16 protein-coding genes are annotated in these 21825 nt (G+C 66.3%); 12 read left to right on the top strand and 4 right to left on the bottom strand.

Annotated features, from left to right (window positions below):
* Nucleotides 1–13: 13 nt before the first annotated feature.
* The 11 genes from E5X34_RS20740 (at nucleotide 14) to E5X34_RS20690 (ending at nucleotide 16556) form a co-directional block, all read left to right on the top strand.
* A complete protein-coding gene (locus E5X34_RS20740; protein WP_292568417.1) occupies nucleotides 14–640 on the top strand; it encodes an HD domain-containing protein in 627 nt (208 codons plus the stop codon).
* A 2-nt stretch (nucleotides 641–642) separates the two neighbouring features.
* Entirely contained in the window at nucleotides 643–1827 is a 1185-nt protein-coding gene (locus E5X34_RS20735; RefSeq protein WP_292568415.1) for a carnitine 3-dehydrogenase, read from the top strand.
* A 4-nt stretch (nucleotides 1828–1831) separates the two neighbouring features.
* Nucleotides 1832–2995 (top strand): acyl-CoA dehydrogenase, encoded by a 1164-nt coding sequence (locus E5X34_RS20730; RefSeq protein WP_292568413.1) that lies wholly within the window; start codon nucleotides 1832–1834, stop codon nucleotides 2993–2995.
* Between the two features lie 64 nt (nucleotides 2996–3059).
* Nucleotides 3060–5138: an acetate--CoA ligase family protein gene (locus E5X34_RS20725; protein WP_292568489.1), complete on the top strand. Its 2079-nt coding sequence runs from the start codon at nucleotides 3060–3062 to the stop codon at nucleotides 5136–5138.
* Entirely contained in the window at nucleotides 5131–5913 is a 783-nt protein-coding gene (locus E5X34_RS20720) for a carnitinyl-CoA dehydratase (protein WP_292568411.1), read from the top strand. Before E5X34_RS20725 ends, E5X34_RS20720 begins: the two co-directional genes overlap by 8 nt.
* Nucleotides 5914–5939: 26 nt before the next feature.
* Nucleotides 5940–6881, top strand: coding sequence for an alpha/beta hydrolase (locus E5X34_RS20715; RefSeq protein WP_292568409.1), 942 nt, complete (start codon nucleotides 5940–5942; stop codon nucleotides 6879–6881).
* 354 nt (nucleotides 6882–7235) lie between these two features.
* Complete coding sequence (locus tag E5X34_RS20710) at nucleotides 7236–9215, top strand: hypothetical protein (RefSeq protein ID WP_292568407.1); 1980 nt, start codon at nucleotides 7236–7238, stop codon at nucleotides 9213–9215.
* Nucleotides 9212–13060 carry a hypothetical protein gene (locus E5X34_RS20705; protein WP_292568405.1) on the top strand — a complete coding sequence of 1283 codons (3849 nt, stop codon included), beginning with the start codon at nucleotides 9212–9214 and terminating at the stop codon, nucleotides 13058–13060. Before E5X34_RS20710 ends, E5X34_RS20705 begins: the two co-directional genes overlap by 4 nt.
* 189 nt (nucleotides 13061–13249) lie before the next feature.
* Nucleotides 13250–13927: a ribulose-phosphate 3-epimerase gene (gene rpe, locus E5X34_RS20700; protein ID WP_292568403.1), complete on the top strand. Its 678-nt coding sequence runs from the start codon at nucleotides 13250–13252 to the stop codon at nucleotides 13925–13927.
* A 326-nt stretch (nucleotides 13928–14253) separates the two neighbouring features.
* Complete coding sequence (locus E5X34_RS20695; RefSeq protein WP_366664897.1) at nucleotides 14254–14928, top strand: GntR family transcriptional regulator; 675 nt, start codon at nucleotides 14254–14256, stop codon at nucleotides 14926–14928.
* Between the two features lie 107 nt (nucleotides 14929–15035).
* Nucleotides 15036–16556, top strand: coding sequence for a malonyl-CoA synthase (locus E5X34_RS20690; protein ID WP_292568401.1), 1521 nt, complete (start codon nucleotides 15036–15038; stop codon nucleotides 16554–16556).
* 284 nt (nucleotides 16557–16840) lie between these two features.
* Here E5X34_RS20690 and nagA read toward each other — a convergent pair whose 3' ends face one another.
* The 4 genes from nagA to E5X34_RS20670 are packed head-to-tail and all read right to left on the bottom strand — an operon-like array spanning nucleotide 16841 to nucleotide 20683.
* On the bottom strand, nucleotides 16841–18001 hold the full coding sequence (nagA, locus tag E5X34_RS20685) for an N-acetylglucosamine-6-phosphate deacetylase (RefSeq protein WP_292568399.1): 1161 nt from the start codon (nucleotides 17999–18001) through the stop codon (nucleotides 16841–16843).
* Nucleotides 17998–19029 (bottom strand): SIS domain-containing protein, encoded by a 1032-nt coding sequence (locus tag E5X34_RS20680; protein ID WP_292568397.1) that lies wholly within the window; start codon nucleotides 19027–19029, stop codon nucleotides 17998–18000. Before E5X34_RS20680 ends, nagA begins: the two co-directional genes overlap by 4 nt.
* Entirely contained in the window at nucleotides 19026–19805 is a 780-nt protein-coding gene (locus tag E5X34_RS20675) for a GntR family transcriptional regulator (RefSeq protein WP_292568395.1), read from the bottom strand. The genes E5X34_RS20680 and E5X34_RS20675 overlap by 4 nt, the downstream gene beginning before the upstream one ends.
* Nucleotides 19802–20683, bottom strand: a complete 882-nt coding sequence (locus E5X34_RS20670) for an N-acetylglucosamine kinase (protein ID WP_292568393.1) — start codon at nucleotides 20681–20683, stop codon at nucleotides 19802–19804. Before E5X34_RS20670 ends, E5X34_RS20675 begins: the two co-directional genes overlap by 4 nt.
* A gap of 200 nt (nucleotides 20684–20883) precedes the next feature.
* Here E5X34_RS20670 and E5X34_RS20665 point away from each other — a divergent pair, with 200 nt between their 5' ends.
* Entirely contained in the window at nucleotides 20884–21792 is a 909-nt protein-coding gene (locus E5X34_RS20665; RefSeq protein WP_292568391.1) for an N-acetylmuramic acid 6-phosphate etherase, read from the top strand.
* Nucleotides 21793–21825 lie beyond the last annotated feature (33 nt).

Raw genomic sequence — 21825 nt, 5'->3', positions numbered from 1 at the left:
GCGGGCGTTGATCATGGCTAATACCGTCAAATTCACCGCGATGAAGGACGGCGACAAGGAAGACTACGAATTCCTGACCGCCCATGAGATCGACTACGCCGCCAAGACCGGCGACCGGCTGCTCGATGCACTGGTGCAGCTCGACGAAGGGCTTTCCGGCTACAAGATCACCCGGCTCGGCCATTCGCTGCAGGCGGCGACGCGCGCTTGGCGCGATGGCGCCGACACCGACTGGATCGTCTGCGCTCTGCTGCACGACATCGGCGACATCTATGCGCCCTACAACCACGACGAATATGCGGCCGCGATCCTAAAACCCTTCGTGCGCGAGCAATGCACCTGGGTGGTGGAAAAGCACGGCGATTTCCAGCGCCTCTATTACGCGCATCATCTGGGCGGCAACCGGCATGCCCGCGACCGCTTCACCGGGCATGCCTATTTCGGCGACTGCGACCAGTTCTGCGAGCGCTGGGACCAGTCGAGCTTCGACCCCGATTACGAGACGCTGCCGGTCGAGTTCTTCCGGCCCTTCGTGCTCGAAGCGTTCGCCCGCAAGGCCTACGACCCGGCGGTTATCCGCGCCGGTGAGCGCGTCGCCCTTACCGATCCCGATACAGCCAAGACAAGAACCGGAGCCTGACCATGAGCATCATCAACAAGGCGGCCGCCATCGGCGGCGGCGTCATCGGCGCCGGCTGGGTGGCGCGACTGCTCTTGAACGGCATCGACGTGTCGATCTTCGATCCGGATCCGGAAGCGTCACGCAAGGTGGGCGAAGTGATGAAGGGCGCGCGCCGCGCCTATAAGCAGATGCTGCCCGGCGGCCTGCCCAAGGAAGGCAAGCTCACCTTCGCCAAGACCATCGCCGAAGCGGTGGCCGACGCCGATTTCATCCAGGAAAGCGTGCCGGAGCGGCTCGACCTCAAGCACAAGGTGCTGGCCGAGATCGACGCGCATGCGCCGGCCAACGCCATCGTCGGCTCGTCGACCTCCGGCATCAAGCCGACCGACATGCAGGTGGCGATGAAGAAGCACCCGGAGCGGCTGGTGGTCGGCCATCCGTTCAATCCGGTCTATCTTCTGCCGTTGGTCGAGATAGTCGGCGGCGAGCAGACTTTTCCCGAGGCGATCGAGGTCGCCAAGGAGCTCTACGCCTCGATCGGCATGAAGCCGGTGGTGGTGCGCAAGGAGATCGAGGCCTTCGTCGGCGACCGCCTGCTCGAAGCCGCCTGGCGCGAGGCGCTGTGGCTGGTCAAGGACGGCATCTGCAACGTTGAGGAACTCGACGACATCATGCGCTATTCCTTCGGCCTGCGCTGGGCGCAGATGGGCATGTTCCAGGTCTATCGCGTCGCCGGCGGCGAAGCCGGCATGCGCCACTTCATGGCACAGTTCGGGCCCTGCCTGAAATGGCCCTGGACCAAGCTGATGGACGTGCCGGAATTCAACGACGAGCTGGTCGACCTGATCGCCACCCAGTCGGACGAGCAGGCGCATGGCCTGTCGATCCGCGAGCTCGAGAAAATCCGCGATGACAATCTGGTCGCGATCATGGACGCGCTGTCGAAGCAGAACAAGGGCAAGGGCTGGGGCGCCGGCGCGCTGCACAAGGACTATACCAGGCAGCTCGCCAAGCTGGCGGCGAAGAAGGCTTCCGCCAAGGTTACGGCAAAGCCGGCGAAGAAGGCCGCGAAGCCGGCAAAGGCTGCGAAACCGGCCAAGGCGGTGAAGGTGGAGAAGCCGGCCAAGGCGGTGAAGGTGGAGAAGCCGGCCAAGGCGGTGAAGGCGGAGAAGCCGAAGAAGAAGAGCGGCAAGAAGAAGGGCTGAGGCGATGCATTTCGGTCTTTCGGAAGAACAGAAGCTCATCGTCGAGACGACGCGCGCCTTCGTCGAGAACGAGCTTTACCCGCATGAGCGCGAGGTTGAGCGCACCGGCGAGCTGCGCCGCGAGCTGATCGACGAATTGAAGGCAAAGGCAATCGAGGCCGGGCTCTACGCCGCCAATATGCCGGCCGATGTCGGCGGCGCCGGGCTCGATACGGTGAGCTGGCTGCTCTACGAAAAGGAGCTCGGCCGCGCCAATTACGCCCTGCATTGGACCTGCGTGGCGCGCCCCTCCAACATCCTGCTCGCCGGTACGCCGGAGCAGCGCGAGAAATATCTCTTCCCCTGCATCCGCGGCGAGAAGTGGGACTGCCTGGCAATGACCGAGCCGGGCGCAGGCTCCGACCTGCGCGGCATGAAGGCGACCGCCGTGCAGGACGGTTCGGACTGGGTGCTCAACGGCACCAAGCACTTCATCTCGCATGCCGACATTGCCGACTTCGCCATCGTCTTCATGGCCTCGGGCGAGGAGGATTCGCCGCGCGGCAAGCGCAAGAAGATCACCGCCTTCTTCGTCGACAAGGGCACCAAGGGTTTTTCGGTGCGCGACGGCTACCGCAACGTGTCGCATCGCGGCTACACCAACTCGATCCTCGAATTCGACGATTGCCGCCTGCCGGCGAGCCAGGTGCTGGGCGAAGTGCACAAGGGTTTTGATGTCGCGAACTCCTGGCTCGGCGCCACGCGCCTGCAGGTCGGCGCCACCTGTCTCGGCCGTGCCGAGCGCGCTCTGTCGCACGCCATCGAATATGCCGCGCAGCGCCAGCAGTTCGGCCAGCAGATCGGCAAGTTCCAGGGCGTGTCGTTCAAGCTCGCCGATATGGCGACGGAGCTGAAGGCTGCCGATCTGATGGTGTTCGAAGCCGGCTGGAAGTACGATCAGGGCACCGTCACCGACCAGGACATGGCGATGGCCAAGCTGAAGGCCACTGAGATGCTCGCCTTCGTCGCTGACGAAGCCATCCAGATCCATGGCGGCATGGGGCTGATGGACGACCTGCCGCTGGAGCGCATCTGGCGCGACGCGCGCGTCGAGCGCATCTGGGAAGGCACGTCGGAGATCCAGCGACATATTATTTCGCGGGCGCTGCTGCGTCCGTTCGGAGCTTAGAGCATGATGCGCCAAAGCCGGGATCAGGCTCTGGACGGGATCATGCTCGAACGAAAAGATGACCATGCATAAACTCGAACGTCTCCTGCGCCCCAAATCGATCGCCGTGTTCGGCGGGGCGCAGGCCGCCGCCGTCGTGGCGCAATCGATCAAGATGGGCTTTGCCGGCGAAATCTGGCCGGTGCATCCGACCAAGGAGGAGGTCGCCGGCCGCAAGGCCTACCGGTCCGTCGCCGACCTGCCTGGCGCGCCGGACGCCGCCTTTGTCGGCGTCAACCGGCATCTCACCATCGAGGTGATCAAGGCGCTGGCCGAGCGCGGCGCCGGCGGCGCCGTCTGCTTTGCCGCCGGCTTCCTCGAGACCGAGGCCTATGACGAGGACGGCGAGCGGCTGCAGGCGGAGCTCGTCGCCGCCGCCGGCCAGATGCCGATCATCGGGCCGAACTGCTACGGCCTGATCAACTATGCCGATGGCGCGCTGCTGTGGCCCGACCAGCATGGCGGCATCCGGCTGGCCGAAGGCGGCAAGGGCGTCGCCATCATCACGCAATCGTCCAACATCGCCATCAACATGACGATGCAGAAGCGCGGCCTGCCGATCGCCTTCCTGATGACGGCCGGCAACCAGGCGCAGACCGGCCTTTCGGAAATGGCGCTCGGCCTCATCGAAGACGAGCGCGTCACCGCGCTCGGACTGCATATCGAGGCCTTCGATTCGGTCGCCGGCTTCGAGAGGCTGGCGGCGCGGGCGCGCGAGCTGAAGAAGCCGATCATCGCCATGAAGGTCGGCCGCTCCGAACAGGCAAGGCAGGCGACCGTGTCGCACACCGCCTCGCTCGCCGGCTCGGACGCCGCCTCCGGCGCGTTCCTGAAGCGTCTGGGCATCGCGCGCATCGATTCCATTCCAGCCTTCATCGAGGCGCTGAAGCTTTTGCACATCACCGGGCCCTTGCCCGGCTACAGGCTGTCCTCGATGAGCTGCTCGGGCGGCGAGGCCTCCGTGATGGCCGACAGCGCCGAGGGGCGCTGGGTGCATTTCCCGGCCCTGACGGCCGAACACCGCGCGCATGTCAAATCGACGCTCGGCCCGCTGGTGGCCGTTGCCAATCCGCTCGACTACCACACTTTCATCTGGAACAACGAGCCGGCGATGACCGCGACCTTCACCGCGATGGTGTCGGGCGGTTTCGACTTGAACATGCTGGTGCTCGACTTCCCGCGCCCGGACCGCTGCTCGGACGTCGACTGGTGGGCGACGCTGCGCGCCTTCGAAGCGGCGCTGAAGACCAACAAGGCGCGAGGCGCGATCGTCTCCTCGCTGCCGGAAAACCTGCCGGAGGAATACACCGCAGGCCTGATGGCGCGCGGCATGGTGCCGTTGTTCGGCATCTCGGAAGCCATGGACGCCGCCCAGGCGGCCGCTTTCATCGGCTGGGCCTGGCGCGAGCCGCAGGCGCAGCCGGTCGACACAACGGCCGCCGGCGCGTCCGAGGCCAAGCGCGTGACGCCGGACGAGGCCGAAGCCAAGGAAAGGCTGATCAAGGCCGGCCTGCCGGTGCCGAAGGGCGAGCGCGCCTCCAATGCGGTCGAGGCGGTGATCTCCTCCATGACGCTCGGCTTCCCGGTCGCTCTCAAGGCGCTCGGCGTGACGCACAAGTCGGAAGTCGGCGCCGTCAGGCTGAACCTCAAGGATGCCGAGTCCGTCAGCGCCGCCGCGCATGACCTTCTGCCGCTCGGCACCGGGCTCTATGCCGAGCGCATGGTGCGCGACGGCGTCGCCGAGCTGATCGTCGGCTTCACCCGCGACCCGATGTTCGGCGTGGTGATGACGCTCGGCACCGGCGGCGTGCTGGTGGAGCTTTTGCGCGACAGCGTGACGCTGATGCTGCCGGCGACGCGCGACGACATCGAGGCGGCATTGCGTGGATTGAAGCTCTATCCGCTGCTCGAAGGCTATCGCGGTCGGCCGAAGGCCGACGTCAACGCAGCCATCGACGCCATCGCCGGCATTGCCGACTTTGTGCAGAAGAACGAAGGCGAGATCGAGGAACTCGACATCAACCCGCTGATCGTGTGCGCCGAAGGCAAGGGCGCCTGGATCGCGGACGCCCTCTTGGTGCTTGGAGAAAAGAAGAATGGCTGACGTCATCACCACCCGCCGCGAAGGCGCGATCCTCGAAGTCACGCTCGACCGGCCGAAGGCCAACGCCATCGACCTCAAGACGTCGCGGCTGATGGGCGAGACCTTCAAGGCGTTCCGCGACGATCCGGAGCTGCGCGTCGCCATCGTCAAGACGGCCGGCGACAAGTTCTTCAGCGCCGGCTGGGACCTGAAGGCGGCCGCCGCCGGCGATGCGGTCGACGGCGACTATGGCGTCGGCGGCTTCGCCGGGCTGCAGGAACTGCGGGACCTCAACAAGCCGGTGATCGCCTGCGTCAACGGCATGGCGGTGGGCGGCGGTTTCGAGCTGGCGCTGTCCTGCGACCTCATCTACGCCTCGGACCATTCCTCCTTCGCGCTGCCCGAGATCCGCGCCGGCACGCTCGCCGACGCCGCGACGATCAAGCTGCCGAAGCGCATCCCCTACCACATCGCCATGGACCTTTTGTTCACCGGCCGCTGGATGGATGTCGCCGAGGCGCATCGCTGGGGCCTGGTCAACGAGGTGCTGCCCAAGGACAAGCTCGAGGAGCGCGTCTGGGAGATCGCACGGCTTTTGGCGAGCGGCCCGCCGCTGGTCTTCGCCTCGATCAAGGAGACGGCGCGGGTGGCCGAGGCGCTGACCTTCCAGGACGCGATGAACAAGGTGACAAGAAGGCAGCTGCCGACGGTCGATATCCTCTACGGGTCGGAAGACAATATGGAGGGGTTCCGGGCGTTCGCCGAGAAGCGCGATCCAGTGTGGAAGGGACGATAGCGTCGGAGATGACGGCGTCATCCCATATGACCGACTACAAAACCCTGATCGACGCCGAGACCTGGGCCTTCATCGATAAGACCAACTCCTATTATCCGCCCGATACGATCGACTACACGATCGAAGAGCAGCGCGCGATCTACGACCGGATGTGCCGCGAGTTCTTTGCCGGCTATCCGCAAGGCGTGACGGCGGCGACGACTGCCGTTGCCGCACCAACCAACAGCATCTCGATCCGCATCTACCGCAACGCCGTTCCGGACGCAGCCGCGATGGTGCTTTATATCCATGGCGGCGGCTTCATCCTTGGCGGGCTGGACAGCCATGACGACGTCTGCGCCGAGCTTTGCGCCCGCACCGGCTTCGAGGTGGTCTCGCTCGACTACCGGCTGGCGCCGGAGCATCTGCACCCGGCGGCCTTCGACGACGCCATGGACGCCTTCGAATGGGCCGCCAAGACCTATGACTGCCCAGTCCTGCTCTGCGGCGACAGCGCCGGCGGCAATCTTTGCGCCGCGGTCGCCCACGCCACGCGCGGTCATGAAAAGAAGCCGGCTGGCCAGGTGCTGATCTATCCCGGCCTCGGCGGCGACCACTCGAAGGGCTCTTACGTTACGCATGCCGAGGCGCCGATGCTGACCGTGCGCGACCTCGACTTCTACAAGCATGTCCGCACCGGCGGTGTCGACATGACCGGCGACATCACGCTCTACCCGCTCGCCGACGCCGATTTCGCGAACCTGCCGCCGACGGTGCTGATCACCGCGCAATGCGACCCGCTGTCGTCCGACGGCGAAGCCTATCGCGACCGCGTCATCGCGGCCGGCGGACGCGCCTTCTGGTTCGAGGAGCCCGGCCTTGTGCACGGTTATCTCCGAGCCAGGCACATGGTTGGCCGGGCGCGGACCAGCTTCACCCGCATCGTCGAGGCGGTTTCGGCGCTCGGGCGCGGCGACTGGATCTGGTGACACCCCAGGCGCTTTCGCTCCGCTTTCCTCCGATGAACCTTTCCCCGCCGGCCCGCGACTGATGGCCAGGCGCCGCAATGGCGCGGCCCGGAAAGGAAAGCCGCCATGACCAGAAACCCAGGGACTTCGCGGTCTCCGGGAACAACGGGAGTCCGGCGCGATCACCGCCTTCGGGAAGAGGTCGACGCGCTGGGCTTCCGGCTGATTCCGTTGACCCTGCGGGAGAGCCGTCGTATCGTCGCGAAGAGGAAAACAGACAGTTCGATCGGGGAAGAACGTGCCGCAACGCCGCGCCTTGCCCTGGTTGGCGCGGTAGAGGCGGACGTTCCTTCCAGCGGCTTCGGGGGGAGTTCAATGTCTGGCGTTCGCGGCTCGTTCCTGCGTTCCCGTGGCGGTCGTTTGCGCCGCGCAATCGCGACAAGCAGCGGAATTCTCGCTTTGGCGCTGTCCGCCGGCCTGTGGATCGGCGGCGCGGCGCAGGCACAGGAAACCCAGATCATCTATCCCGGCTCGATGGCGGTCACCGGTTTTCCGGGCACCATCATTCCCGATTTCGATCAGGGTCTGCCGCCCGGCGTCGACCCGGTCGACGAGACCTTCATCGACACGTCGCGCGCATCCTTGCGCGTTTTCGACGTTACGCATCTCGGCGGGCCCGCCTCCGGCCAGCTTGTCTTCACGCCGCCCCCCTTCGAGGTGACGGCCGGGCAGATCGGCGAGGTGTTCGGCCTCGCCTATGACGACGGCGTGCGCGACGGCGTGCCGTCGGGCGTACCCAACCTCTATGCGGCCGCGACCTCGCTGCATGGCATCGAGATCGTCACGCCAGACGCCGACAATGACGGCAGGCCGGAACGGCAGCGCCGCGGCGCCGCCGGCGCGGTCTTCATGGACGGCCAGTTCGGCACCGAGAATGGCGGCGGTCCGGGCACGATCTGGAAGATCGATGGCATCACGGGTGCTGTCTCGAAATTCGCCTACATCGACACCGACAGCGGGCCGGGCATCGGCAACCTCGCCTTCGATCCGGCCCATCGCGAGTTCTTCGCTTCGGATCTCGACACGGGGCTCATTCACCGCATCGATATCGAGGGCAACCTGATCGACAGCTTCGACCATGGCGTCGCCGGGCGACCGGCGCATGGGCTCAGCCCCGTCGCCGATGACGGCGTATTGATGGACATCCAAGGCGCGGCCTTCGACACCGAAGACCCCGAAACGTGGGGCTACACACAGGATGCGCGTCGCGTTTGGGCCGTCTCCTATCATGGCGGCCGGCTCTACTATTCCGTCGGCGAGAAGGCCGAAATCTGGTCGGTTGGCATTGCGAGCGACGGAAGCTTCGCCGGCGATCCGCGCTGGGAGCTGACGGTCAAGGCGGACCAGGATTATGCCGTCACCGACATCGCCTTCGACAACAAGGGCTTCATGTATCTCGCCCAGCGCGGCCCTGTCGAAAACCGCTATGATTACAGCCGCTTCGCCTCCTCCGGTAAAGGCGAGCTGATCCGCTACTGGCGCGAGGACCCGGACGATCCGGCGACGGAATCGGCCTGGGTCGAGGTTCCAGAGGAATATGCGGTCGGCTTCCCGCAGGGCAATCGCCAGTCGGCCGGCGGCGTCGACCTGCAATATCGCTATGATGCCGAAGGCAATCTCGACACGTCCGTCTGCACCGACACCGTCGTCAACACCGGCGACAAATTGCGCGACAATCCCGAATTTGCCGAGCGGCTCGCCGCCGGCGGACCGCTTGCCGTGCACGGCGTGCAGCTGACGCCGAGCGCGCTGGTCGAGCCGGCCAACGTGCCTCCCTTCGGCTCATGGTTCGTCGATTTCGACGGCTATTTCGAGGACCCGGACGTGCAAGGCCATGTCGGCGACGTCAGGGTCTGGCGCCCCTGCGAGGGCCGCGCCGGCTATTACGAGGAAATCCCCGGCGGCGGCTATCTGCCTCCGTTCTATCCGCCCGACTTCCCGCCGCCCGGCAATCTGCCGCCCTGCGTCGATGTCGAGGATGTGCACTATTATTGCACGCCGCGCGGGCTGCGGGCCGAACTCACTCTCCATGACCATGCCGGCTTCGGCGGCGATTCGATCAAGGCGCAGTCCAGGACGCCCGGCGTCGGGGTGACGACCCCCATGTCGCATGTTCCCGGCAAGCCCTACACGGTCGACATCACCGGCCATGATCCGGGCGATACCGTCAATGTCGGGCTCTGCTTCTACCGCAAGTCCGACCAGGACAAGGGCGGCTACTACCCTTGCTGCAAGATGACGCTGCCACTCAGAACGCCAGCCGTCGACTGCGAAGCGCCTAGGAGGGAAAGATGAGCGATCTCGCCCATTCCCGCCTCGGCGCGCGCAACACCGTCATGGAGACGATCATGAAACCCCTGTCATATGCCAGGCGCGGCGCGCGCTGGCTGATGGCGGCCGGTATCGCGGTCGCCATGACGCCGGCCCTGCCGGCGCTCGCCCAGAACCAGACTCCGGCCGCGACCAGCCAGGCCGCCAATCCGACGTCACGCGGCATCAACGCAGAACTTGCGCGGATCGTGCCCTTCTTCACCAAGAAGGGCGGCCAGAGAAGCTGCGATACGGTGGAATATGTTCTGAGCTTCGGCATCCATGGCGACCCGCAGGACTTCGACCGGCCAAGCGTGGCGGCCTTGCTCAAGGCGACAAGGCTCGATTTCAGGGATCAACTGCCGCGTGGCCTGCAGATCGTCAGCGTCGATGTTGCCGGCGACGGCACCAGCGCCTCCGGCGGACCGCTGCCGGCTGCTTCGATCAGCACGTCGGCCGGCCCGAACGACACGGCGAGCGTTTCCAACTTCCGCATCAGCGCTGCCAACCTCGATGGCGCGGGTGCTGCGAACGAGCGCATCATCATCTTCCGCATCACCGCCAAGATAGACCATGCGGCCTTCCTCGTGCCGGGGACGGTCGACAACCAGGGAGAGATCAAGGTCTCGCTGCGGGGCGGGCCGGCAACGACCATCCCCTCGCAGGATCCGGATAAGCCCGACGACGGCGATTTCCTCACCGGCGTAAAAACCTCGATCAGGATCGACCTGACCAAATGCAATCCGCCGCCTCCGCCTCCAAGCAAGGAGTGCTTCAAGGTCGACCGCGGCACGGTCGATTGCGTGCCGGGCGGCGGCGCCTTCATCTACCACATGCCGGTCGGACCCGAGATGGGCGGCAAATGGGTGCAGGTGTCGACGACCAACCTCGGCGTCACCATCGTTCCCGACACGCAGAAAGTGCCGGTCGGCGGCGGTGTGCTGAACTGGAAGATCATCGGCGCCTCACCCGGCGGGGCCATCCACTTCATCGTCACCGGCATCGAGACCTATGCCGGGCCGAAGGAGGGTTGGGGGCTTTGCTGCACGCAGGTCATCGACATCGTCATCCCGCGTGATCTGAGATGCCCGCCGAAGGACAAGGAGCCGGACCTCAAGGTCGAGAAACATGCCGACGTGCCGCGTTGCACGATGGCCGGCGGCTGCGCCTTCACCATTACCGTCACCAATGTCGGCGACGCGCCCTATAACGGCAAGATCGTGCTCGACGAAGTGACGTTGCCGCCAGGCTCGGTGCTGACCTCGGGTCCGAATGCGCCCTGGGTCTGCGTGCCCGGCACGACGCCGATGACCTGCACCTATCCGGCAACGACGCTCAACCCCGGCGCCTCGGTCAACCTCAAGCTCGGCTTCAAGCCGGCTGGCGGCTGGCAGGGCGGCGCGCTGCGCAACTGCGCCGCTTATGACTACCAGGCCAGCGGCAAGCCGCTGTTCGGCAGCCAGCAGAACGACCGCGGCTGCGCCTCGATCCCGATCTGCCGCCGTGGCGATCGCGATCCGCAGTGCAATCCGCCGGTCGAGAAGAAGGTCGACCTGATCCTCAAGAAGCGCGCCCGCGCGCCGGTCTGCACGCCGGACGGCCTCTGCACTTTCGTGATCGACATCATCAACAACGGCACCGGCACCTATAACGGGCCGCTGACGGTGATCGACACCTATCCCGGCGGCGCGCCGACCTCGTCGACCTTCGGGCCGAGCCCGCCATGGACATGCGGGCCGAACGGGCCCGGACAGTTCCGCTGCGACGATGCCGGGATCTCGCTGCCTCCGGGCGCCTCGACGCCGATCGTCGTCAAGGCGGTGATGCCGGCAAACTACCGGCCGGACACGGTCGAGAACTGCGCCGAGGTGAAAGGCATTCCCGGCGAGGTCGACCTCGCCAACAACAAGGCCTGCGCGACCGAGCGCATCCGCCGTCCGAATGGCGGCCAGCCCGGCATGCGCATCACCAAGACATGCGGCGGTTCGCTGGCCGGTGCCGCGGCTGTTTCCTGCCGCATCACCGTCAGCAATGCCGGCACCGCGGCGCCCACAGGTCCAGTGCGGGTGAACGACGCCGCCACGCTGGTGTCGGGCGGAGCGCCTGTCCAGATTCAAACCGTCGCCCCTGACGGTGCGGAATGGACCTGCGGCCCGGTGCCTGCCAACGCGCTGTCCTGCCAGATTCCCGGCGCCGTGTTGGCGCCCGGAACCTCCAGGCACTTCGACGTGACGGTGAGCGGCAATGGCGCGTTCGAGAACTGCGCGCGCGGCAGCTTCGGGCCGGCGCCGGGCGACGACATCGTCTACCCGATCGGTCAGGCCTGCGCGAAGGGGGGCGGCGCCTCCACCATCCGCGTCGAGAAGACCGGCGATGCCGAATGCCAGCCGGGAGAACCATGCTCGTTCGAGATCACCATCACGAATGACGGGCCGAACCCCTTCTCCGGTCCGGTCCGCATCGGCGATGCGATCGGCGTGGAGGGTCTCGGCCGGCTGGAAGGCGTTCAGGTCACCTCGATCGATCCGCCCTTCGGCTGCTCGCCGGAGCCGACGATGCTGCCGGCATCCTGCATCGCCAATCTGACGCTGGGCGCCGGCGAAAGCCACAGCCACCACGTCACCGTGATCCTTCCCGAGGACGGGCGTCTTGCCGCTCTGCAGGGCACGGTCAGCGGACAGAACTGCGTCGGCGTGCTTCCTCCGAACACGCCGGTGCAAGGCGGCGGCGACGTGCTGTCGCGCGACTTGACCAACGTCCAGGGCGATCGCGGCAAGGCTTATGCGTGCCATCCCTTCACCATCCGGCACGAGGTGAAGAACCAGTGCTTGTATGGACTGGTGATGAACTCGGCCGGCCGTTGCGTCTGCCCGGAGGGCACCACCTTCCGCAATGGTCAGTGTTCGTCCGGTGGCACCAAGCTCCTGCCGCTGCCGCCACCGCCGCGCTGCGTCCTGCTGCAGGGCCAGATCCGGACCGAGGATGGACGCTGTGTCTGCCCGCGCGGTACCGATCTGGAGAACGGCAAGTGCGTGCGGAGCAACATACCGGAAGAGCCGCAGTGCACGCTGCGTCCCGGCCAGTACCGCGACCAGGACGGCAACTGCGTGTGCCGCCGCGGCGAGCTGGTGAACGGCGTCTGCCAGGACGTCCCGCCGAAATGCGCGATCCGTGGCGCAGTGCCGACTTCCAACGGCAATGGCTGCACCTGCCCGGACGGCACGCATCTCGACCGCGCGGCCAAGGCTTGCGTGCCTGACCGGCAGCCGCCTGCCCAGTGCCGCATCCGCGGCCAGTCCCGCAACGCCGATGGCGATTGCGTCTGCCCGAGCGGCACGGAGGTGCGTGACGGCGCCTGCCGGCCGATCGTGTCGAAGCAGTGCCCGATCCGCGGCCAGCTGCGCGACGCCAACGGCAATTGCGCCTGCCCGGACGGACTGGAGGTGCGGGGCAAAGCCTGCCAGCGGCCGAAGCCGAGCCAGGAGCAGTGCACCATCCGCGGCCAGGTCCACAACAAGCGGGGCGATTGCGTCTGCCCGCGCGGGACCGAAATCCGCAACGGGGCGTGCCGCAAGCCGCAGGTGGAATGCGCGCCGGGTGCGGAGTTCATCGACGGACAGTGCCAGCCAGTCTTCACCCGGCGGCGCTGCCCGGTCGGCACGACCGGACGGTACCCGGATTGCACGCCGATCCGCAGGCGGCCGGGTATCGAGATCAACCCCGGCATCCTGCTCAACCCGAACGTGCTGCAGCAACTGGTGCCGCAACGCCAGCCGCGGCGGATCATTCAGGACCCGAGCGGTGCTAACATCCAGAACTTCAAGCCGTAATCCTACGGCTGGAGACCAGACCCGCCGGGACGATCCGGCGGGTTTTCTTTTCCACATCGAAGAAGGGCTCACGGCAGGCGGGCAAACCCGCCCGTTGAAAACGTGCTTCCCCTTGGCCGGATCATGGTCTAGGCAGTCGCCCTGACAGGCGCGACTGACGCGCACAGCACTGCCAGGAGAGTTTGCGCCATGAGCAAGAAGACCCTGATCGCGCCTTCGGTGCTGGCATCGGATTTTTCGAAGCTGGGCGATGAAGTCGAGGCCGTCGCGGCGGCCGGCGCCGACTGGATTCATCTCGACGTGATGGACGGCCATTTCGTGCCCAACATCACCTTCGGCCCGCCGGTGATCAAGGCGATCCGCAACCGCACCAAGGCCTTTTTCGACTGCCATCTGATGATCGCGCCGGCCGATCCTTACCTGGCGGCTTTCGCCGAGGCCGGCTGCGACGGCATGACGGTGCATGCCGAGGCCGGGCCGCATCTCGACCGCTCGCTGCAGACCATCAGGAGCCTCGGCAAGAAGGCCGGCGTTTCGCTCAACCCGGCGACGCCGGAGACAGCGATCGAATATGTGCTCGACCGGCTCGACCTGATCCTGATCATGACCGTCAATCCGGGTTTCGGCGGGCAGGCCTTCATCCCGGCGATCGTCGACAAGGTGACGCGGGTGAAGGCGCTGATCGGCAACCGGCCGATCCATATCGAGATCGACGGCGGCGTCTCTGCCGAGACGGCGCCGCTGGTGACCGCGGCCGGCGCCAATGTGCTGGTGGCTGGCGCCGCCGTCTTCAAGGGCGGCAGCGTCGAAGCCTATAGGGCAAACATTGAAGCCATTCGCGCGGCCGCCGACAAGGCCGCCAGCTAAATATATACAACCGTCCCGCCTCTCGCGAGAGTTGCAGGGCCGCGACGCTCATTGAACGACTGCTCAGTATATGATGCAATGCAGCAATAGCGGTTTCCTTGTCGAGATTCTACTTCACACATTCAACAAAACAGCCGCCTTGTCTTAAAGTCGAATATCCTCATCTTCCGCTTGAGCCCCCCTTGCCGGGCTGTATGATACATGTACGGGAAATTGCTTGACCGAGGGGCCCTGACAATACTGGGCAAGCAATAGGAGCTTGTTTGACACACGGAACCGCCGATCCGGGCGACGGCAAGGGCGCCAAGAGCACGCTGGCCAGTTGAGTGTACCAACAGCTCCGCGACGATCTCCTGCGCGGCGCGCTGGAGGCCGAAAGCAAGCTGCGTGTCGAGTGGGTCGTTTCGCGCTACGGCGCGGGCGCGTCACCGGTGCGCGAGGCTCTCAACCGCCTTGCCGCCGAAGGCCTGCTTGGGCGGCATGACCAGCGCGGCTTCTTCCTCATGCCGGTCAGCGCCGCGGAACTGGAGGAATTGACGCGGACGCGGTGCTGGCTGGAGGAAAGGGCGCTGCGCGAATCCATTGCTCACCGCACGGCCGAATGGGAAGAACAGCTGGTGCTGGCCCTCCACCGCCTGGCCCGCGCCGAGCGTCGCCTGCCGGAGGACCCCTCGACCAACGACCCGGAATGGGAGAAGCTGCACCGCGCCTTCCACCGGGCGCTGATCTCGGCATGCAGGTCGCACTGGCTGATCGGCTTCTGCGAACAGCTTTCCGACCAGGCCTCGCGTTACCGGCTGATCTCGCAAAACGGGCCGGGTATGGGCCGCGACGATCTCAGCGAGCACCGCATCATCGCCGAGCGCACGCTGGACGGCGACGCCGACGGCGCGGTCGAGGCGCTTCTCAACCACTACCGCCTCACTGCCGCGATGTGCATGGAACGCTTCGCCCAGGGCTATGACCCGAGAGCCGGCGTCCGCAAGGCCCGCCGCAGATAGCGGCTGAAAGCCATCCCGCGGTTTTTGCTCCGGCGGCCAAATCTGCTATTCGCTCCAGCGAGCGCGACGCAAGTGCCATTCGGGCGTCCGCGCCTGAGGAACCCTGCATGACAAACCATCTGTTCGACGCCTTCCGTTCCCGCATGCCGGCTCCCGACCGGCTGCTGATGAAGACGGATGACGGCCGTTCGATCACCTATGGCGACATGCTGGCGAAGTCGGCGCAACTGGCGCATGCGCTGGCGCAGGCGGGCGTCGAGCCGGGCGACCGCGTCGCGGTCCAGGTCGAGAAGAGCCCGGAGGCGGCGCTGCTCTATCTCGCATGTCTGCGCGCCGGTGCGGTCTTCCTGCCGCTCAACACAGCCTACACGCTGCCCGAGCTCGACTATTTCTTCCGCGACGCCGAGCCGAGGCTGATCGTGTGCGATCCGGACCGTCTTGCCGGCGTCGAACCGCTTGCCGCGTCGATCGGCGCCACGGTGCTGACGCTTGGCCGCGACGGTCAGGGAACGTTGGCCAACCAGGCTTCGCGGCAGGCGACGGACTTCAGCGACGTCGTGCGCGGGCCGGACGATCTCGCCGCCATCCTCTACACCTCCGGCACGACCGGCCGCTCCAAGGGCGCCATGCTCAGCCACGAGAATCTTGCGTCCAACGCCCGCGTGCTGGTCGAGCAGTGGCGCTTCGGCGCCGACGATGTGCTGATCCACGCGCTGCCGATCTTCCACACGCACGGCCTGTTCGTCGCCACCAATGTCATCCTGATGGCTGGCGCGACAATGTTGTTCGAACAGAAATTCGACCCGGCGCGCATCCTGTCGCTGATGCCGCGCGCGACGGCCTTGATGGGCGTGCCGACCTTCTATGGGCGGCTGTTGCAGCAGGAGGGGTTGACGCGCGAGGCGACGAAGACGATCCGGGTGTTCATCTCCGGCTCGGCGCCGCTGCTCGCCGAGACGCACAAGGCCTGGCGCGAGCGGACCGGCCACGCCATTCTCGAGCGCTACGGCATGACCGAGACCAACATGAACACATCCAACCCCTATGACGGCGAGCGGCGCGCCGGAACGGTCGGATTTCCCCTGCCCGGCGTCTCATTGCGCATCACCGATCCCGAGACGGCCAGGCCGCTGGCCCAAGGCGAGATCGGCATGATCGAGGTCAAGGGACCGAATGTGTTTGCCGGCTATTGGCGCATGCCCGAGAAGACCAAGGCCGAGTTCCGCGACGACGGCTTCTTCATCACCGGCGACCTCGGCCTGATCGACGCCGACGGCTATGTCCATATCGTCGGGCGCGGCAAGGACCTCATCATATCCGGCGGCTACAATGTCTATCCGAAGGAAATCGAGAGCGAGATCGACGCGCTTTACGGCGTGGCAGAAAGCGCGGTGATCGGCGTCGCGCATCCCGATTTCGGCGAGGGCGTCACCGCTGTCGTAGTGCGCAAGCCGGGATCGACGATCAGCGCCGCCGACATTGCCGCGGCAGTCGCCGGACGGCTGGCGAAATACAAGCACCCGAAGCAGGTTATCTTCGTCGACGAACTCCCGCGCAACACGATGGGCAAGGTGCAGAAGAACGTGCTGCGCGAGGCGTATAAGGATATCTACGCCAAAGCCGGCTAATGTATAACCTGTTGGCAGAACCTCGACTGGCTTGCCGGGGGAGGATCGCGTGCGTTCGTCATCCTAGGGCGAAGCAAGGAGCGAAGCGACGCAGCGTAGACCCTAGGATCCATGCCGTGACGCTAAAGCGCTGCTAACGTTGCAGAATTCTGCACCGTGGCGCTTTACGTCACAGGTCACGGAATGGATCCTCGGGTCAAGCCCGAGGATGACGACGCGAGCGGGGCTCCGGCCAATCGCGAACGTTTGCACGGGTTTCCTCATTGACGGCAGGATCGAGCAGCCTACGCGCCAAAAACCTTCGCGCCACCGATCCAGACATTCTTCACATCCAGATCCTCCGACAGCCCAACGATATCGGCAGCTGTCCCGTTGGCGAACCGCCCGAACCTGTGCGCCTGGCCGATCGCCTCGGCGGGATAGAGCGAGGCCATGCGCAAGGCCTCGTCGAGATCGAGCCCGATGACGCGATGGACGAAGCGAATGGCGGAAATCATGTCGAGGTCGGCGCCGGCCAGCGTGCCGTCGGCGAGCCTGAGACTCCCGTCCTTGCGGTAGATGGTGCGGCCGTTCAGCGTGAATGACGTCATGTCGGTGCCGATCGTCGCCATGGCGTCGGTGACGAGCACGATCTTGCCAGGCCCCTGCTTGCCGCGCAGCGCAAGGATCATCGTCGCCGGATGAACGTGGATGCCATCGGCGATGATGCCGGCGTATAGGCCGCCGGTGTCGATCGCCGCGCCCGCCAGGCCTGGCTCGCGGTTGCCGATCTGGCTCATGGCATTGAACAGATGCGTGACCACGGTGGCGCCAACGGCGGCGTAGGCGCTGGCCGTTGCATAATCGGTATCGCTGTGGCCGAGGCTGACGACGACGCCGGCCTTGGCCAGCGCCGCGACGCGATCCGGCTGGACAGATTCCGGCGCGATGGTGGTGAGCAGCACGGGAAGCTGTTGGCGCGCCGCGATCAGCGCCGCCTGATCGGCGTCCGTCATCGCCCGGATCAGCGCCGGATCATGCGCGCCCTTGCGGGCGATCGACAGATGCGGTCCCTCCAGATGCAGACCGAGGAAGCCCGGCACCTTTTCCCGGGCCGCTTCGGCGCCGGCGACAACGGCGGCGGCGGTGATCGCCGGCGTGTCGGTGATCAGCGTCACCAGCAGGGCCGTGGTGCCGAAAGGCGCATGCGCCCGGCAGATTGTCTCGATCGAGGCGATGTCGGGATGGTCGTTGAGCATGACGCCGCCGCCGCCATTGACCTGGATGTCGACGAAGCCGGGCACCAGCAGGCCGCCACCGGTCTCGACCGCCGGAACGCCGGACGGAATGGCGCCGACGGGCAGGATAGCCTCGACCACGTCGCCCTTGACGACAAGGGCGGCGTTGTCATGCCAGTCGGCGCCGTCGAAGATGCGGGCGCCGGTGAGTGCGAAACGGTCGCTCATACGGTTTCCGTCACCTTGCGCAAATTGCGCGGCGTATCGGGGTCGAGGCCGCGATGGCGCGCAAAGGCCTCGACGAAGCCGTAGAAGGACACGATCAGCGGCAGCGGATCGGTCAGCGGATGGCCGGTGGCGACATGGGGAAGAAGCCTCGCAGCCTTGGCCTTGTCGGAGGTGATGAAAGCGGCCGCACCCTTGGCCGTCAGGCCGTCGGCCGCCTCGGCGACCGAAGGTTCGGATGCGTCTCGCGCGGCAAGCGCCAGCACCGGGAAGCCCGGTCCGACCAGCGCCAGCGGGCCGTGCATGACCTCGGCCGCGCTGTAGGCCTCGGCATGCATGGCGCAGGTTTCCTTGAACTTCAGCGCCGCCTCGCTGGCGATGGCGAAGGAGGGGCCACGGCCGAGGATGAAGAGCGACTGCGGATCCTCCAAGGCGCCGGCGAGCGCCATCCAGTCGCAGGCGATCGCCTTCTCGAAATGGGCCGGCAGGCCGGCGAGCGCCTTAAGCAGCGCCTGGTCGTCGGTGGCGTGCGCCATCAGCGCCAGGCCGGCGACGGCGGAATTGACAAAGGTCTTGGTGGCAGCGACGGAGCGTTCCGGCCCTGCGAGGATATCGATGGCATAGTCGGAAGCCCGCGCGAGCGGCGAGTCGGCGGTGTTGGTGATGGCGACGGTGAGCGCGCCGCCTGCCCGCGCCGTTTCGGCCATGGCGACGATGTCCGGGCTCTTGCCCGACTGCGAGACCGCCAGGCAGGCGGAGCCGCGCAGCCTGAGCTTTGCGCCGTATATGGAGGCGATCGACGGCCCGACCGAGGCGACCGCAAGGCCGGCTGTCAGCTCGACGGCATATTTCATGAACGTCGCGGCATGGTCGGACGAGCCGCGCGCCACGGTGACGACGAATTGCGGGTCGCGCTCGCGCAGGCCGCGCCCTGCCTCGGCCAAAGCCGAAGCCGAGCCGTCGAGAAGGCGGGCGGCGGCTTCCGGGATCTCGTCGATCTCGCGCCGCATATGGGTGGTGTTGGCGCTCATGGCCGGATCTCCTCTCCCGGCCCGGTCAGCCGGAGTTCCGCGACGAAATCATAGGCGTCGCCCCTGTAGACCGAGCGGGTGAACTCGATCACCTTGCCGCTCGCCAGATAGGAAATGCGCTCGATCTGCAAGCCGGCAACCCCCGGCGGCACTTCCAGGAGGCGCGCGTCGGCATCGCCGAGATTGGTGGCGGAGATGCGCTGCACGGCGCGCACCGGGCGATTGCCGGTCATTCCCAGCGCGGCATAGAGCGAGGAGCCGATCGCTTCGGGATCGGGCAGGACGCTGGCCGAGAGCGCCGCGCGCTCGATCGCCAGCGGCGTGTCGTTGGCGATGCGCAGGCGCGCAACGCGCGCCACCAGCTCGGTCGAGGACAGGCCAAGCACCATCATCTCCTCCGGCGAGGGCGCATAAAGACCGCGGTCGAGCCAGACCGAGCGCACCGTCATGCCGCGGCGCGCCATGTCCTCGGTGAAGGAGGTGAGCCGCGACAGGGATTGCTCGACGCGCTCCATGCGCGGCGCCACGAAAGTGCCCGAGCCGTGGCGCTGGACGAGGATGCCGCCCTTGACCAAGTCCTGCACCGCCTTGCGTACCGTGACGCGCGATATATCGGCCATGCTGGCGATGTCGCGCTCGGACGGCAGCGCGTCGCCCGGGCCGATCAGGCCGCGATTGACCGCTTCCTCGATGCTTTTCCGCAGTTGCAGATAAAGCGGCGCGCCGCTCTGCGAGGTTTGTTTCAGCATGGCGAAGATCTGGTCGGCGGCGCTCATCGCGGCGCCTCCGAGCCACCTGCGAACAGGCGCACGGCCATCTGCACGGCGCCGCCTAGCGCATCGTCGAGCGGCGCTTTGAGCAGCGCCTGGTAGCGCGCCGACAGGCGCGGCGCGTAAAGCGGCGCCAGCCCGCCGAGCAGGCAAAGCGGCGCGTCGTCGGCAAGATCGAGCGCGCCGAGCGAAGCCTCGACATCGGCCACCGCCTTGGCGAGGATGAAGTTGGCGACGAGATCGCCCTTTTCGGCATGCTCGAAAACCTTCGGCGCGAAGCCACCGAAATCGCCGGGCTTGGCATTGGTGGTGAATTCGACCACGTCTTCCGGATTGTTGCGGAAAACCGCGAGCATGGCGTCGGTCAGCGGCGAGCCCGGACGGATGCCGTCATAGGCAAGCAGCGTCTGCTCCAGTAGGTCGCGGCCGATGCGGGCGCCGCTGCCCTGGTCGCCAACCTGAAAGCCCCAGCCGCCGATGGCGCGGGACTTGCCCTCTTTACGCGCCATATAGGCGGTGCCGGTGCCCAGGATGGCCATGGCGCCGTCACCGGAGCCGACCGCCCCCTCGAGCGCGATCTCGGCATCGGTTTCGACGCGGCTTTGGCTGAAGGGCAGGACAGCTTCGAGCTGCTGCCGGTAGGTGCCGACATTGGCCCCCGCTAAGCCGAGAATGGCAGGCGTCTGCGGGATCAGATCCGGATCCGCGCCGGCGGCAAGGAAAGCCTGCCTGGCCGCTTCGACGATGTTGGCGCGGGCGCCGGTGAGGTCGGTGCGGATGTTGGCGGCGCCGCTCTTGGCGCGGCCGACGACAAGGCCGTCGACGGTCGCAAGGGCCGCCCTGCAGCTGGTGCCGCCGCCATCGATGCCAAGCACGAATTTCACGCGATTTCTCCTCGGGGCGGATAATACCAATAAAATACCAATAGCCAAGAGTTAATTTCGGTTCAAAAAAGATTAAGCCGTATTTTATTGAAAAACCACGTCAATTTCCTGGCAGGCGCGCTGCGCGCCCTGAAATTCGTTAATGCGTGTGGACAAGTGGTATTTTTTTGGTATTGTTCGTTCAGGTCGGAGGAAAATGGATGGCCGAGACGCGCACGGAAGCGCTCCACCAGAATGCCGAGGGGCTGGATGTCCAGGCCCCGGAAGCCATTCTGGCGTTCTTGGCCAACGCGCAGATCGAGGCCGCCAAGGCCGTGCACGGCGCCATTCCGGCGATCGCCGCCGCGGCCGAACGCATCGCGAAGCAGTTGAAAGGCGGCGGGAAGCTCGCCTATGCGGCGGCCGGCAGCTCCGGCCTGATGGCGGTGGCCGACGCGCTGGAACTGCCCGGAACGTTCGGCATCGCCCGCGACCGCATCGCCATCCTGATCGCCGGCGGCGACGACGCCTTTCGCACGCTGGCCGGCGGACCGGAGGACGACACCGAGGAAGCGTCGGCAGCCGTTGCCGCGGCCGCTATCGGCGCGGGCGACTGCCTGATCGCCATTTCCGCCAGCGGCTCAACCCCCTATGCGGTTCAGGCACTGCAGGACGCGCGCAGCCGGGGCGCGGCGACCATCGCCATTGCCAACAACCGGGGTGCGGCACTGTTCAAGCAGGCCGATGTCGCCATTTTGCTCGAGACGCCGCCGGAGTTGATCGCCGGCTCGACGCGCATGGGCGCGGGCACCGCGCAGAAGATCGCGCTCAACATGCTGTCGACGCTGACGGCGATCCATCTCGGCCATGTCCATGACGGCTACATGGTCAACCTGACGGCTGACAACATCAAGCTGCGCGACCGCGCCGTGCGCATGGTCGCCGCCATCAGCGGCAAGAGCCGCGACGACGCCGCCCGCCTGCTCGAGGAGAGCGGCGGCGTGGTCAAGACCGCTATTCTGCTCGCCGCGGGCGCGGCAAACGCCGATGCGGCCGAGAAGATACTGGAAGGAACCGGCCAGAAGCTTCGGCCGGCGCTTTCCGAGATCGAGGGGAGCAAGGGGCGCTGAGCCCCTGTTCTCATCAAAACCGAACCTGAAAAA

This window comes from Mesorhizobium sp., assembly GCF_004963255.1.
Lineage (GTDB): Bacteria > Pseudomonadota > Alphaproteobacteria > Rhizobiales > Rhizobiaceae > Mesorhizobium.
This window is presented reverse-complemented; position numbering and strand designations above follow the sequence as displayed.

What these genes read in the sequence shown, in the direction of transcription:
- E5X34_RS20740 (WP_292568417.1), top strand. Translation starts at nt 14, where the DNA reads ATGGCTAATACCGTCAAATTCACCGCGATGAAGGACGGCGACAAGGAA.
- E5X34_RS20735 (WP_292568415.1), top strand. Translation starts at nt 643, where the DNA reads ATGAGCATCATCAACAAGGCGGCCGCCATCGGCGGCGGCGTCATCGGC.
- E5X34_RS20730 (WP_292568413.1), top strand. Translation starts at nt 1,832, where the DNA reads ATGCATTTCGGTCTTTCGGAAGAACAGAAGCTCATCGTCGAGACGACG.
- E5X34_RS20725 (WP_292568489.1), top strand. Translation starts at nt 3,060, where the DNA reads ATGCATAAACTCGAACGTCTCCTGCGCCCCAAATCGATCGCCGTGTTC.
- E5X34_RS20720 (WP_292568411.1), top strand. Translation starts at nt 5,131, where the DNA reads ATGGCTGACGTCATCACCACCCGCCGCGAAGGCGCGATCCTCGAAGTC.
- E5X34_RS20715 (WP_292568409.1), top strand. Translation starts at nt 5,940, where the DNA reads ATGACCGACTACAAAACCCTGATCGACGCCGAGACCTGGGCCTTCATC.
- E5X34_RS20710 (WP_292568407.1), top strand. Translation starts at nt 7,236, where the DNA reads ATGTCTGGCGTTCGCGGCTCGTTCCTGCGTTCCCGTGGCGGTCGTTTG.
- E5X34_RS20705 (WP_292568405.1), top strand. Translation starts at nt 9,212, where the DNA reads ATGAGCGATCTCGCCCATTCCCGCCTCGGCGCGCGCAACACCGTCATG.
- rpe (WP_292568403.1), top strand. Translation starts at nt 13,250, where the DNA reads ATGAGCAAGAAGACCCTGATCGCGCCTTCGGTGCTGGCATCGGATTTT.
- E5X34_RS20690 (WP_292568401.1), top strand. Translation starts at nt 15,036, where the DNA reads ATGACAAACCATCTGTTCGACGCCTTCCGTTCCCGCATGCCGGCTCCC.
- nagA (WP_292568399.1), bottom strand. Translation starts at nt 18,001, where the DNA reads ATGAGCGACCGTTTCGCACTCACCGGCGCCCGCATCTTCGACGGCGCC.
- E5X34_RS20680 (WP_292568397.1), bottom strand. Translation starts at nt 19,029, where the DNA reads ATGAGCGCCAACACCACCCATATGCGGCGCGAGATCGACGAGATCCCG.
- E5X34_RS20675 (WP_292568395.1), bottom strand. Translation starts at nt 19,805, where the DNA reads ATGAGCGCCGCCGACCAGATCTTCGCCATGCTGAAACAAACCTCGCAG.
- E5X34_RS20665 (WP_292568391.1), top strand. Translation starts at nt 20,884, where the DNA reads ATGGCCGAGACGCGCACGGAAGCGCTCCACCAGAATGCCGAGGGGCTG.